The sequence below is a fragment of the Ruminococcus sp. MCC718 genome (assembly GCF_018783905.1).
In the GTDB taxonomy this organism is placed as follows: domain Bacteria; phylum Bacillota; class Clostridia; order Lachnospirales; family Lachnospiraceae; genus Hominisplanchenecus; species Hominisplanchenecus faecis.
Window position 1 is genome coordinate 1 of the sequence record NZ_WQNP01000030.1, and the last position, 14638, is coordinate 14638.

9 protein-coding genes are annotated in these 14638 nt (G+C 44.5%); 8 read left to right on the plus strand and 1 reads right to left on the minus strand.

Annotation, left to right across the window (positions count from 1 at the left end):
• The first annotated feature begins 141 nt into the window (after positions 1 to 141).
• A complete protein-coding gene (locus tag GPK60_RS03530; protein WP_215658867.1) occupies positions 142 to 627 on the plus strand; it encodes a hypothetical protein in 486 nt (161 codons plus the stop codon).
• 541 nt (positions 628 to 1168) lie between these two features.
• Here the strand turns inward: GPK60_RS03530 and GPK60_RS03535 are convergent.
• Complete coding sequence (locus tag GPK60_RS03535) at positions 1169 to 1768, minus strand: YbjQ family protein (protein ID WP_215658868.1); 600 nt, start codon at positions 1766 to 1768, stop codon at positions 1169 to 1171.
• 251 nt (positions 1769 to 2019) lie between these two features.
• Between GPK60_RS03535 and GPK60_RS03540 the strand changes: the two genes are divergently transcribed.
• From GPK60_RS03540 to GPK60_RS03570, 7 genes are all read left to right on the plus strand, one after another.
• The gene (locus GPK60_RS03540; protein ID WP_346727708.1) at positions 2020 to 5370 is read left to right on the plus strand and encodes a DEAD/DEAH box helicase family protein; all 3351 of its coding nucleotides are present in this window, start codon (positions 2020 to 2022) and stop codon (positions 5368 to 5370) included.
• Between the two features lie 14 nt (positions 5371 to 5384).
• Positions 5385 to 6785, plus strand: a complete 1401-nt coding sequence (locus GPK60_RS03545) for a Wadjet anti-phage system protein JetA family protein (RefSeq protein WP_215658869.1) — start codon at positions 5385 to 5387, stop codon at positions 6783 to 6785.
• A gap of 112 nt (positions 6786 to 6897) precedes the next feature.
• On the plus strand, positions 6898 to 7542 hold the full coding sequence (locus tag GPK60_RS03550; RefSeq protein ID WP_022118187.1) for a DUF4194 domain-containing protein: 645 nt from the start codon (positions 6898 to 6900) through the stop codon (positions 7540 to 7542).
• Entirely contained in the window at positions 7535 to 10864 is a 3330-nt protein-coding gene (locus tag GPK60_RS03555) for an SbcC/MukB-like Walker B domain-containing protein (protein ID WP_215658870.1), read from the plus strand. Before GPK60_RS03550 ends, GPK60_RS03555 begins: the two co-directional genes overlap by 8 nt.
• Positions 10839 to 12071: an MYG1 family protein gene (locus tag GPK60_RS03560; RefSeq protein WP_022118190.1), complete on the plus strand. Its 1233-nt coding sequence runs from the start codon at positions 10839 to 10841 to the stop codon at positions 12069 to 12071. Before GPK60_RS03555 ends, GPK60_RS03560 begins: the two co-directional genes overlap by 26 nt.
• A gap of 275 nt (positions 12072 to 12346) precedes the next feature.
• On the plus strand, positions 12347 to 14245 hold the full coding sequence (locus tag GPK60_RS03565; RefSeq protein WP_022118191.1) for an oligopeptide transporter, OPT family: 1899 nt from the start codon (positions 12347 to 12349) through the stop codon (positions 14243 to 14245).
• Entirely contained in the window at positions 14242 to 14592 is a 351-nt protein-coding gene (locus tag GPK60_RS03570) for a PqqD family protein (RefSeq protein ID WP_022118192.1), read from the plus strand. The genes GPK60_RS03565 and GPK60_RS03570 overlap by 4 nt, the downstream gene beginning before the upstream one ends.
• Positions 14593 to 14638: the final 46 nt, after the last annotated feature.

Here is a 14638-nt window from a genome sequence, read left to right on the forward strand (position 1 = left end):
AAACGAAAGGGCAGTTAATGAAAAGTCTCCATACTGCTTTTTCGTTTGCACCACCTTCGATTCTTTCCTTAACGATTTGTGGAGATGTTTGGGGATATTATAACTGGTAAATACAATTATAAGATTAGAAAGTTAGGAGATGTGGCATTTATAGGTTCAAGTCATAGAGTATTCACAACGGAATTTGTAGAAAGTGGTATTCCATTTTATAGAGGTACGGAGATAGGTGAACTAGCAAATGGTATTGAACCGAGTGAACCATATTATATTTCGGAAGAACATTATAACAAACTTACAAAGGATAATACTAAACCAAGGATTGGTGACTTACTAATGCCTTCTATCTGTAATAAAGGTCAAATTTGGATGGTTGATACTGATAGACCATTTTATTATAAAGATGGTCGTGTTTTATGCATATCTCCTAATAGAGATATATTTAATTCAAAATATTTGGAGTATTTTATGCGAATAAAGACATTAGTGGAATATCCGAAACTCGGATCAGGGTCTACATTTGCTGAATTTAAGATTTTTTTACTGAAAGATATGGATGTTTTAGTACCACCAAGAAATGTTCAAAACCAATTCGCAGACTTTGTTGCATCCGTCGACAAATCAAAATAATACAAAGTTTGCTCATATGTTCATACGATAAAAAATGCAATATAATATGTAAATATATAAAAATTCACACAATAAAAGTAACGTTTTGCAAAATAAAGCAACAAATAGCTTGAAAGAAAAGAGAAGGATTGATATAATGCACATGGGTATTAATACCCAAGGTGCTACTTCACAATTGACGTGAATGGCGGTTTGCTTTTTACGGAGAGTTTATAGCTTCGATTACATAGATTACTTAATCAGAAAATATGTATGGAGGAACTCGCTTATGCTAACAATCGGTGACTTGATTGCAGTAATTAGTCTCTGCTTAACCAGTTTTGGTCTTGGCTATACGATTGGTGCGAATAGCAATAAGACCGAAAAAAAATAACCGCCCCAGTCTGCAAACTAAGCGGTTATTTTTAACCTAATAAACATCAGGCGAACCGTCATGGTAGCACCTTTTTGTATTTAAATATGAACTGTCTGTATCATAGCACAAAACGACTTTTGTGTCAAATTATCAGCAGAATCTTAAGCGGCTATTATAAGCGATTCATCAGATCTTTCTGATTACAACAGATGTTCCGTTTGCAATGACTCCGATTACATTATTGGAAAACATATTGTAGTCAATGTCAATGCCAATGACTGCATTTCCACCCAATGCAGCTGATTTTTTGATCAGTTTATCCATGGCAGCGTGCCTTGCTGTCTCGAGCTTTTCCTCGAATATCCCGGATTGCACGCCAAAGAAATCAGCAAACGAAGAAGTAAATTCTGAAAGAAATCCGGTGCCAAGAACTACTTCGCCGGCGACAATTCCAAGGTAAGATACGATTTCATAACCTTCAAACTGAAATCCGGTTGTTACCATGTGGGTTTTTTCACGATAATCCAGATCCTTTTTTTCGTTTTCTGCCCGTTGTATTTCTTCTTTTTTTGCACGACTGTCCCACAATTTTTCGTCATAATCCGGATTGCTGTATTGATAACCTGCACGCATCGCTTCGATGATCTGAGGTAATTCTTTAGGATCAATATGGCTTAACTCTTCGTCTGATAACAGTTGGACCATTTCATTTCCACAATAATCGCAGTTTTCTGCAAGATGATTGCTTTCTCTGCAATTTCCGCAGTGTTTACAGCATAAAATCATAAGCGTTCCTCCTTTAGCGTATGTATTTTCAAAACGGTAAGCTCATAAGTTAATATCATTGTAATAGGAAGCTGCCATTTGTACAATGTTTTTCTTTTGTGAACAGGAACCGAACCTGTTATTCTCTGGTGAAATATGTGTTTTCAAGCAGAATTTACCGGATTTGCAGGATTCCTCTCATAACTTTGCAGGATTCCTCTCATAACTTTACAGGATTCCGCTTATAACTTTCTTGTGAGAAAAACCACTTCGTGTTAAAATATCAGAAGACATTTCACGAAAATACAACAAGAGGGGGTGGCGGCGTGACGAACTTTGATTTCCTGAAGGATATTCCGCAGTTTGCAGCGTTTGCGGATGTTGCGGTGGCAGCGGAAAAGATCCTGATGATCGACCCGGAGGCGAGCGTGATGAACTGCCGGCGGGCGATGGAATTTGCCGTCAAATGGATGTATTCGGTTGACGATATGCTGGTGATGCCATATCAGGACAAGCTGGTCAGCCTGCTGAATACGGAAGAGTTTAAAGGAATTGTGGATGCAGACATTTTGCGGAGAATGGATTTTATTCGCAGGGTGGCAAATCAGGTGGCACATACGGGAAGAAAGCTGACGCTGGATCAGGCGAAGCTGTGCCTTGAGAATCTTTATATATTTCTGGATTTTGTAGCTTATTGTTATGCGGATGATTATCAGGAGGGGCAGTTTGATGCAGGTCTTCTGGAGCAGAATCAGGAGATTCTGGCAGCGGAGACAGCCTTTCCGGATATTGATCTGGAGGCTTTGATCGCAGAAAATAAAGCATTGAAGGCAGAACTGACTTCCAGGCGTGAGGAGCAGAAGCAGACGTATGTTCCGAAGCCGCTGGAGCTGTCGGAGTATGCAACCCGCAAACAATATATCGATACGATGCTGATTGATGCCGGATGGATGGAAGGAAAGAACTGGCTGAATGAAGTCGAAGTCTATGGCATGCCCAATAAATCAGGCAGCGGTTTTGCGGATTATGTGCTTTATGACGATGCACACCGGCCGCTGGCGGTGATCGAGGCGAAAAAGACCTGTGCAGATGTGGCGAGCGGACGGCAGCAGGCAGAGTTATATGCGGATTCTCTGGAGCGGCAGTATGGACGCAGACCGGTCATTTTCCTTACGAACGGATTTGAGACGAGGATTGTGGACGGACAGTATCCGGAGCGGCAGGTTTCCTGCATTTATTCCAGAAGAGATCTCGAAAAATGGTTTAATTTAAAAACCATGCGGGGCGATCTTGGCAGTGTCCGGATTGATAAAAAAATCGCCGGAAGGTATTATCAGGAAGAAGCGATCAAGGCAGTATGCGAGAGCTTTGATAAAAAGAACAGAAGAAAAGCACTGCTTGTCATGGCGACCGGATCGGGAAAGACAAGGACAGTCATTGCACTTTGCGATGTGCTTCTGCAAAACGGCTGGGTGAAAAATATTTTGTTTCTTGCAGACCGCACTTCCCTTGTCACACAGGCAAAACGAAGCTTTGTCAATATGCTGCCGGATCTTTCGGTGGCAAATCTGTGTGAGGAGAAAAGCAATCTGCATGCACACTGTATTTTTTCAACTTATCAGACGATGATCAACTGCATTGATGCCACACGGGACGAAGACGGAAAATTATTTACGAGCGGCCATTTTGACCTTGTGATCTGTGACGAGGCACATCGTTCGATCTACAATAAATACAAAGACATTTTCACATATTTTGATGCACCGCTTGTTGGTCTTACTGCGACGCCGAAAGATGAGATCGATAAAAATACCTACAGCATTTTTGAGCTGGAGAAGGGCGTGCCGACTTACGGTTATGAGCTGGCACAGGCGGTAAAAGACGGTTATCTGGTGGATTTCCTTTCGGTGGAAACAAAGCTGAAATTTCTGGAAGAGGGCATTGCGTACGATGAGCTTTCGGACGAAGATAAAGAAGCATACGAGAACACCTTTGTGGATGAAAACGGACAGGTTGTGGAGCGGATCCAGTCCTCAGCACTGAATACCTGGATTTTCAATGACGATACGATCAGACAGGTGCTGGACATTCTGATGACACATGGAATCCATACAGACTACGGAGAAAAGCTCGGCAAGACGATTATTTTTGCGAAAAATCATGCTCATGCGGAAAAAATATTTGAGGTGTTCAATAAAGAATATTCACATCTGCCGGGTTATGCAAAAGTGATCGACAATCGTATCAGCCATTCCCAGAGCCTGATCGATCAGTTTTCGGAGCCGGATAAACTGCCGCAGATCGCCATTTCCGTTGATATGCTGGATACGGGAATTGATGTGCCGGAAATTTTAAATCTGGTCTTTTTTAAAAAGGTAATGAGCAAGGCAAAATTCTGGCAGATGATCGGGCGTGGAACGAGGCTCTGTCCGGGACTTTTGGATGGTGAGGATAAGCAGAAATTCTATATTTTTGATTTTTGTGGGAATTTCGAGTTTTTCCGGATGCAGAAGGGAAAAGAGACAGCAGTCCGGCTGCCTTTGCAGAGTGCGATTTTTAACCTGAAATTTCAGATTTCGTATAAATTGCAGGATTTACAATATCAGACAGAAAGACTGATCGCCTATCGCAAAAACCTGGTTGAGAGTATGCAGGGAAAAGTACAGGAACTGAGCCGGGATAATTTTGCGGTGCGTCAGCATTTGAAATATGTGGAATATTATTCCAATCCGGAGAATTATCAGAATATCCGTTACGAGGATACGCTGACCGTTCAGGAGGAGGTTGCACCGCTGATCATGCCGGATCAGGAAGAGGCGTCCGCCGTTCGTTTTGACGCACTGCTCTATGGGATTGAGCTTGCTTATCTGATGGGAAATAAATATGGAAAAGCGAGAAAGGATCTTCTGAAAAAGGTGCGTGCGGTGGCAGGTGTTGCCAATATTCCGCAGATCAAAGCACAGGAAAAACTGCTGAATCAGATCCTGCACACGGATTATCTGGAGACGGCCGGTGTGGATGAATTTGAACATATCCGTGAAAATCTGCGGGAACTGATCAAATATATCAAAGAAAAAGAAGGAAAGCGGTATGATACCGATTTTGCGGATGAACTTCTAGCGATGGAATGGAAAGAGTCGGAGCTGGAAAATGATGACCTGAAAAATTATAAAGCGAAAGCAGAATATTATGTCCGCAGGCATCAGGATAATGAGGCGATTGCCAGGCTGAAGAATAATCAGCCGCTGACAGCGGCGGATGTACAGCTTCTGGAAGAGATCCTCTGGGGAGAACTGGGGACAAAAGAAGAGTATGAGACGGAGTACGGGCAGAAGCCGCTCGGAGAATTTGTCCGTGAAATTGTCGGCTTGGATATGAACGCTGCAAAAGAAGCATTTTCAGAATATCTGGATGAAAACAGCCTGGACAGCAGGCAGATTTATTTCGTAAATCAGATCGTGGAATACATTGTGCAAAATGGCATGATGAAAGATCTGTCGGTGCTTCAGGAGGCACCATTTACGGATCAGGGAAGTGTCGTGGACATTTTTACGGATCTGAACGTATGGATGGGAATCCGGAAAGTGATCGACCAGATCAATGCAAATGCCGCAGCAGCTTAGGAGATAAATAAACTATGAATTTTTTTGATTACATAAAGAACGAGTCGTTTTTTAAACCGCTTACGTTTAAGTACCGCAGGATTTATTATGACTGTATCCGGATTTTGATCGACCGTTCGAAGGAACTTCCGGTTCTCTACGAGTCGGATGCAAAGGACAGTATCACGCTGTATCTGAAAAACGAAGAGATTCAGCGACTGATCGAAGAAGCGGATGATGAGAATGAGGCGGTGCAGCTTCAGGCGGCTGAGATTCTGGCCATTTTCCGTGAATGTGGATGGATTAAGCCACGGCAGATCGGACGCAGCGGAGAATATGTTGTAAATCTTTCGACGGATTGCCGAAGAGTGATTGATTTTCTGGATAAACTGACTGAAAAGAAAAATGAAGGTACGATGTCAAACCGCATTCTCTCAATGTATGAGATCATGAAATCCGCATCGGAAGAAGGCTCGGTGCGAAAAGAACGACCGTATTCAAACATTCTGGTGCCGATGATGGAAAATGAAACCGAGCTTCGCAATGAGCTGGCTGATTTAAAAGACAGTATATCGGATATCATGAAAACAGTCATCGAATTTCAGGACATGAACAGTTTCGGGCAGTTCATTATGAAAAATGAAATGTTGGACCGGTTTTTCAGTGAATATTTCTTCGTAAAAAACAACGGACTGATCCCGACCCAGCTTTCTTTCATCCGTGACCGGATCGAGGATCTGCGTTATGGGGATATGTATGAGAAAATGGTCGAAGAATGTGGAAAACGTCTGCGTTGCCCGAAAGAGCAGGCAATTTCCCGTGTGGACCGTTACATGGCGGAACTCCAGTATTTCCTGAGTGTGGAATACGAAGAAAATATGGAACTGATTGATACTCGCATCAACAGTTATTATAATCTGGCAAATACAAGAATCATGCAGATGGCGAGCAGCCGTGTCAGACTGGAGAATCTTCTCGGCGATTTCCTGGACCGTGTTTCCAGGATTTCAAAAGAAGAGCAGGATGCGGCGATGGAAAAAGTGGAGAAATGCACTCGTGTTATCAACCAGAAATACGTTGGTTACAAATCATTCGAGCAGAATCGGCGTATCCGCAACGAAGGTCAGAATATCGCATTAAACACCAATGCGATGTCGGAAGAAGAGATGCAGAAACGGACGGAGAATCTGTTCCGCAGTGCACCGAACCGATATGCTCCGGCCCGTGTCGGAGCATATCTGGATGAGGCACTTGGATCGGATGTGAGCATGGAGCTGAAAGAAAAGGGTGTGCAGACAAAAGAAGAGGCACTGATGATCGCAGCGGCGATGCTTTATGCGAAAAATGCAGAATTTCCATACGAAGTCCGCATCAAGGACGAAAAAGTGAGCACAAAGATTGCCGATATCAGCAATGTGGTGATCTCGAGAAAATAAAGATGTCAGAATTGTGGATCACAGGGTACGAAAATATTTACAGGGCATCTTTTTGAACGCAGAGAAGCGGATTGTGAATGTCCGCTTTACAAATACAATGAGGTAAATTTATATGCAGGATTTAAGTTTTATAAGCAATATGAGCGACGAGGATGCGTATCTGTTCAAACGCTGTGTGCGGCGGCTTCTGGATACGACATTTCTTGTAAAAGACAAAGAAGAAAAGCTCTATCAGTTTGTGGCCTCCGAATCCAACCGTTACGACATGAACCAGTATCTGGCAGTGATCGGCTACAAAGTGGTTGTGGAAGAACAGATGGGTGTGGCGATGCTGCAGCCAAATGATGATGATAAAGAAACGGTTGGGCTGAAACGATTGAACCTTTATCATTTTGACCAGAGGCACATGAAGCTGCTGCTGGTGCTGTGGCTTTTATTTCTGGAGCGGATGGGTTATGAAGAGGCAGTCTATGTGACGGTCGGTGAGATTATCGACAAATGCAGGCTTTATGATATTGAGCTGACGCCGGTCGAGTTTAAAAAGGCATATGCGACCTTCCGCAGATTCTGCCTGATCGATTACAGTGACGATATCACAAAAGAGGACGGGGCTGTGCGTCTCTATCCTTCTTTGCAGTTCTGTCTGGATATCGGACAGTTGAAACAGGTGATGGCAGAATTTGTGGAACAGGAAGATTTCGAGGCAGCGGACATGGCAGACCTGGAAGAGGCAGAAAGTGAGGAGAGCGATGAGTAAAATAGTTTTACGCAATGTACAGCTGATCAACTGGTATGGATTTACCAACACGGTCGTTCCGGTTGCAGAAAATCTCACCCTGATCTCCGGAGAAAATGAGTGCGGAAAATCGACGATCCTCGATGCCATCAAATATGCCTACACCGGTGATACGCAGTTTAATAAGGCGACAAGCGGATATAATACAGGCGTGGGCAAGCGAAATCTGATCTCGTATACACGCTGTCTGGTCGATGCAAGTGCCGGCGTGTATGCAAGACCGGCGGAGAAGATTCCGGTTGTGTATACCCACATCGCACTGGAATATTATGACCAGATCAACGAAAAATCCTTTGTGCTCGGCGTGATCATCGAGACAGCCGTGACGGATATCCGCGGCACGTACTGGTATGCGATGGAAGACAAACATCTGTCGGATATTTCCTATGTCTATGAAGACGGTTCTGCCTTAAAGCCGTACGATGCGTCCGGATTTCAGAAACGTTACAATGTCAAACTCCGCAAGAAACAGGATGGAGTGGCATTGTTTATGCAGATGGTCGGACTGAAGCTTCCGTATCAGGAAGTGTTTCGTTATCAGAGAAAACTTCGAAATATCATGGCATACAATCCGGCGGCAAAGATCCAGGAATTTATCCGGGAATCGGTTCTGGAAGAACACGATGTCAATTTTGAAAAATTAAAAGATGCCAAGAAAAATATTGAGCAGATCAACAGCCGTTTGGAGCTGATCGAAGAAGAGATCGGTGATCTGGATGCGATCCTGAAGGATTATGCAGAATACGATGAGCGTGTCATGCAGCTGAAAGTGGATGATATTAAATTAAAATATCGAAATATGCTTTCCTGGAAAGAAAAACGCTGCATGGCAGAAGAAATGATCCGCAAAAACAGCATTGAAGTAGAAGCACAGATCAAAACAATCAAAGAACTGAGCACGGAGATCGATGCACTTGACCGTTATTATATGGAAGCAAAAGCCGCACTGCGGGAACTGAATGTTTCCAAAGCGATCGACAATTCCAGACAGCAGATCACTGCTTTCGAGAAACAGCTGGAGAAGCGGAAGAGTGAAAGGGAAGAGCTGGAGCAGTTCCGGAAACGTTTGCTGCATGTGGCAGAAGAACTGAACAAAATGGAATGCGAGGTTTCTCATTTTGAAACGCTTGGCAAACTGACGGCAGTCGATCTTTCCAATTCGGAGAAACAGGAAGCCATCGATGCACTGAGAGCGGAAATCCGTAAAAAACGTGACAGCATTGTGCGAAGCAGAGCTTATCTGGACCGCGAGCTCAAAGAAGTGCAGCTGGAACGCAGTGAACAGAGCAAGATCGTTGAAAACTGTGACCGCAACAAAGCGGATTATTCGCATGTGCAGGAACAGACGCAGCTGATTCGTGAGATCAACAAAGAACTGAAAAAACAGGGCATCGATGAAGAAGCCCGCATGGCGTGTGAATATGTATCGGAACTGAAAGACGAAGCATGGCGTGATGCGATCGAAGCTTTTCTTGGTGTGCACCGCTATGCGATCCTGGTCTCGCCGCAGGCCTTTGATGTTGCCAATCAGGTTATGGACCGCTCCGGACATCGTTATGTGGAGCTGGTCAATACAAAGCGTCTGGCTGAACGCAAGATCAAATGTGCGGAAGATTCGGTCTATCATTATCTTCAGATTCAGAATGAGACAGCAGCAAAGTATTTCCAGTTCTGGCTGGGAGCGATCCATGCAGTTGAGTTGGACGAGGTTGCAAAATACGATAATGCCATGTCAAAAGAAGGAAAACTCGGCAGAAATATGGCAGTTACTTACATCAACACGAAAAAGATCAAGAGCTACTGCCTTGGCGGGGCGGCGATCGAGCTGAACCGCAAAAGAGCTGCGAAAAAACTGGATCAGCTGGAAAAACGGGAAAAAGAGATTTTGAGCAGCAGACATACGATGCAGAATCAGGATGTCTTTCTGCAGAGCAGTCTGGATTATTTCAAAGATTACAATCTGGAAGCCAACAGAGAATGTGAGCATTTAAATGCAGAGCTGGAAGCAGAAAAGGTGCGTTATCGTGAACTTCTGGAAGCCCAGAAAAACAATGCAGAATTTATGGCACTTTCGCAGCGTGTGACCGATCTGGAAAAACAGCTTCGCAATAAAACACGGGAGAAAGACGAAGAGAGCAAGAAGCGTTATCGTCTGGAAGCAGAGATCGAGCAGAAAAAGAAAGACAGCGTGATGTATCAGGCGAAAGAAGCGGAAGAGCAGAAACATCTGGAAGAAGAACAAAAGCTCAATCGTTCTGCAGCAGAGCAGGCGATCACAGAATACGACCGCTATCTTGCCGGAGAAGATAAAAAAGGCGGCATCATGCAGCTTTCCGAGAAAGAGCAGATGGAAAAACGCGTCAGCAGTTTTGCGGCAAATATCAATGGACAGCAGCAGGCGTACAACAACCGAAAGCAGGAAGAAGAACGTCTGCCGATCGGTCTTGAGTACGAAAAAAGCTATCACCAGAGACGCGGAAAAATCTGGATCGATGACCTTCAGAATCTGCAGCAGAAATTAAAAGAGCAGACCATGCGTTATGAAAGCATTTTCAAAAGAGAATTTGTTCTGAATATTTACGAGACGGCAAGGGCTGCAAGAAAAGACATCGCACAGATCAACAAAGAGCTTCGCAAGCTGAAATTCGCGACATGCTATCAGTTTGATGTGAAATTTTTGAATGACAATTCTGACTATGCCAAAATTCTGCGTTATGCAGAGTATCTTCAGCAGACCGGAAATCTGGCGGACGGTCAGATCGCCCTTACAAAGCTGATGGGTTATGAGGATGACGAAGTAGAGAGACGGGAGCGGGAGATCAAAGATATTATTAACCGCATCATTGAAAAAAATGATCTGGCGGAGATCCAGAAATTTGCAGATTACCGCAATTATATGAGCTACGAGATCATCATCAACAACGAAGAAGTAAAAGACGGAAAATTATCCAAACAGGTAGGATACAATTCCGGTGCCGGAACGCAGATCCCATATACGCTGATTTTGTCGGCGGCACTCTCCATGCTCTACAATGTGCGAGTCAATTCCGTAAGACTGATCTTTATTGATGAGCCGTTTGAAAAGATGAGTGACCACAATATCAAACTGATGCTTGATTTCTTCAAGAACCAAGACTTTCAGGTTATCTTCTGTGCACCGCCAAATAAACTGGAATCGATCGGAAGTGAATGCGGTGTGATCATCCCGGTTCTGAAAAATGCAAACGACGATATGTTGATCGGAAAGGTGAAATTTCATGACACAGTTAATGGAGCAAATTAAAGAAAAAGATGCACAGGCATTTACCCACAGCGGAAAGTTTCATGCGGACGATGTATTTTCGTCTGCACTTCTGCTGTCTGTCAATCCGGAGATCACGATCCACCGCGGCAGTCAGGTGCCGGAGGATTTTAAAGGAATTGTTTTTGACATCGGAAGAGGGAAATACGACCATCATCAGAGGGATAGCAGAATCCGTGAAAATGGTGTGCCGTATGCAGCTTTCGGACTTTTATGGGAAGAGTTGGGTGCTGAGATTTTAGGAGAAGAACTGGCAGAAAAATTTGACGAGGCTTTTGTGCAGCCACTGGACAACAATGACAACACCGGCGAAAAAAATGAACTTGCCACCCTGATCGGCAATTTCAATCCGCCATGGGATGCACAGGGCGGAAACGATGCGGCGTTCTTTAAGGCGGTCGGTGTGGCCGGCATGATCCTCGATAACAAACTGGAGCGTTATCGGGGCAATGAGCGTGCCGACAAACGTGTAGAAGAAATTTTAAAACAGCATCAGAAAGAGATCGCTTCCGGCAAAAAGCCGGCGGATGAAAAGCAGATTCTGGTGCTGCCGGATTATGTCCCGTGCCAGAAATATCTTTCCGAGACAGACATTGCATTCGTGATCTTTCCATCCAATCGCGGCGGCTACTGTATTCAGCCTCAGAAGCGAGAATACTCCCTGAATTATAAATGCAGTTTCCCGGAAAGCTGGCTTGGTCTTGAAAAAGAAGAATTAAAAGAAGAGAGCGGTCTTTCCGGTGCAGAATTCTGTCATAAGGGCGGATTTCTTATGACGACAAGTACGCTCGAAGATGCCATAAAGGCATGCAAGATCAGTCAGCAGCAGTTCCATGAGCAGGTTGTGATCGTAAATCTTGGCACAGATGAGGCAGCCGATGCATTGCTTTTCAAACTTCCGCAGTTTTCCGGTGCCAGAATCGTGCACATGGAGCTGCCGGATCTTCCGCCGATGGAGTGGGACGGCATTTACGGTGAATCCACACTTGAAAAGCAGGAATGGAAAGCACAGATCAAAGATCAGGTGAAAAAGATTCTGAAATCCAAACCGGAAGCAGTCTATGTACAGGGAGATCTTTTTGCGGTGTATCCGCTGATCCATGCACTTCGTAAACGCCATATGCCGGTGCTTGTGATGACAGAGATGGAAGGGGAACAGAAAATTGTGCGGATTCCGTCCGGATCATAGTGTGATTTCAGATTTTTGACCCTGGAATCTCAAAAAGTGCACAAAAAAATAGTGGGAAAAACAGGAAAAAAGTAGAAAAATGCATTATATTCTTGCAATTTAGTCGGATTTTAGGTACAATATAGTTCTATGATGATACGGAATTGCAGAAGCTGTGGAAAAGCGGAGCAATTCATAAGGATTATTTTAGGTAAATAATGATCCGGAGATGGAAGAGGGCGGATATACGAAGGTTTTCGGATTGTTAAAAGAAAAAAGTATGAAAGGAAAAGGAAATGAATAAGAAAGACGAATTCAAACCGTACATTCCGGCAGACAGAGTCATGCCGGAGCTTACTGTGACTTCCATTATTATGGGTGTTTTGCTCGCAGTAATTTTCGGAGCAGCCAATGCATATCTTGGACTCCGAGTTGGTATGACTGTTTCTGCTTCTATTCCGGCAGCAGTTATATCTATGGGTGTTATTCGCATTATCATGCGTAAGAATTCCATCCTTGAAAGTAACATGGTACAGACCATCGGTTCAGCCGGTGAGTCACTTGCAGCAGGAGCGATCTTTACGATGCCGGCACTGTTCCTCTGGGCAGAAGAGGGTCTTTGCTCTATGCCGAGCCTTGTCGAGATCACACTGATCGCACTTTGCGGTGGTGTTTTAGGTGTACTTTTCATGGTACCGCTTCGTAATGCCCTGATCGTGAAAGAGCACCTGACACTGCTTTACCCGGAAGGAACTGCATGTGCAGACGTACTTCTGGCCGGCGAAGAAGGCGGAGCAAACGCTTCTACGGTATTCTCCGGTATGGGACTTGCAGCAGTATTTAAATTTATCGTTGATGGTCTGAAGGTGATCCCGGCAGACGTATCAGCAGCTTTTAAATCTTTCAAAGGTGAGATCGGTATGGAAGTATACCCGGCACTGCTTGGTGTTGGTTATATTGTAGGACCAAAGATCGCATCTTACATGTTTGTTGGTTCTGTATTCGGATGGCTGGTTATCATCCCGCTGATCTGTCTGTTCGGACCTGATACCTGGCTGTATCCGGCAGAAGCAGGCACAACAATCGCTCAGCTTTATGCAGGCGGCGGTGCATCAGCTATCTGGAGTACTTACGTAAAATACATCGGTGCAGGTGCCATCGCAACAGGCGGTATCATCTCTCTGATCAAATCTCTGCCTCTGATCGTAAAAACTTTCAGCGACTCTATGAAGAGCGTAAAAGGCGGAAAAAATACAAGTACTGCACGTACTGCACAGGATCTGCCGATGCAGTTTATCCTGATCGGAATCGTTGCCATGGTTGTTATCATCTGGGCAGTACCGGCTATCCCGGTAACTCTGCTTGGAGCAGCACTGATCGTAATCTTCGGATTCTTCTTCGCAACGGTATCCTCCCGTATGGTAGGTCTGGTAGGAAGTTCCAATAACCCGGTATCCGGTATGGCAATCGCTACTCTGCTGATCGCAACTATGGCGATCAAAGGAAGCGGCAAAACAGGTATCGACGGTATGACAGCAGCAATCGCAATCGGTTCTGTTATCTGTATTATCGCAGCAATCGCAGGCGATACTTCACAGGATCTGAAGACCGGTTATCTGCTTGGTGCTACACCGAAAAAACAGCAGATTGGTGAGCTGATCGGTGTTCTTGCATCCGGTCTGGCTATCGGCGGTGTTCTCTACCTGCTGAATGCAGCATGGGGTTACGGCGGAGCAGAAGTACCGGCTCCTCAGGCAACTTTGATGAAGATGATCGTAGAAGGTATCATGGGCGGAAACCTGCCATGGAACCTGGTATTTGTCGGCGTATTCCTGGCACTGGGTCTTGAGATCCTGCGTATCCCGGTAATGCCGTTCGCAATCGGTCTGTATCTGCCGATTTACCTGAATGCAACCATCATGATCGGTGGTGTTGTACGTATGGTAATGGATGCACGTAAGAATGTCGATGAAAAGACAAAAGAACAGCAGTCCACAGACGGAACACTGTACTGTGCAGGTATGATCGCCGGAGAAGGTCTGGTAGGTATCCTGCTGGCAATTTTCGCAGTATTTGGTATCAACACAAGCATCGGAGAGAGTGTAAACTTTGGCAACATCGGTGGTGTCATTCTTATGGTACTGATGATCGCATCCCTGTTTTACTTCTCTCTTAAGAAAAAGAAAAAAGCATGAAAAAAAAGAAACAGGAACAACAGATAAATTATCTGGATCTGATTCCGGTAAAAGCCGAAGGCCTGAAGTGGCACAAAGACTTCAGGGATCGCGTGATACTGGAAGTAAAAAATGAAGGTTTTTTTAACGGGATCGCACAGAAAGTATTTAACCGCCCGGAAGTCACAAAGATACATCTGGATGTACATGGAAGTTATCTTTGGCCTTTTATCGATGGAGAGAGAACCGTCATGGATCTGGCTGCTCTGGAAAAAGAGCGGTTTGGTGAAGCGGCAGAACCCCTTTATCCACGAATCGTAAAGTATTTTCAGATTCTTGAGAACAATCATTTTGTAAGTTTTAAATAATAAAATCCCTTGCGGCGGGCAGTTTCTGCTGTAAGGGATTTTTTAC

What these genes read in the sequence shown, in the direction of transcription:
- GPK60_RS03545 (WP_215658869.1), top strand. Translation starts at nt 5,385, where the DNA reads ATGAATTTTTTTGATTACATAAAGAACGAGTCGTTTTTTAAACCGCTT.
- GPK60_RS03565 (WP_022118191.1), top strand. Translation starts at nt 12,347, where the DNA reads ATGAATAAGAAAGACGAATTCAAACCGTACATTCCGGCAGACAGAGTC.
- GPK60_RS03535 (WP_215658868.1), bottom strand. Translation starts at nt 1,768, where the DNA reads ATGATTTTATGCTGTAAACACTGCGGAAATTGCAGAGAAAGCAATCAT.
- GPK60_RS03550 (WP_022118187.1), top strand. Translation starts at nt 6,898, where the DNA reads ATGCAGGATTTAAGTTTTATAAGCAATATGAGCGACGAGGATGCGTAT.
- GPK60_RS03570 (WP_022118192.1), top strand. Translation starts at nt 14,242, where the DNA reads ATGAAAAAAAAGAAACAGGAACAACAGATAAATTATCTGGATCTGATT.
- GPK60_RS03555 (WP_215658870.1), top strand. Translation starts at nt 7,535, where the DNA reads ATGAGTAAAATAGTTTTACGCAATGTACAGCTGATCAACTGGTATGGA.
- GPK60_RS03560 (WP_022118190.1), top strand. Translation starts at nt 10,839, where the DNA reads ATGACACAGTTAATGGAGCAAATTAAAGAAAAAGATGCACAGGCATTT.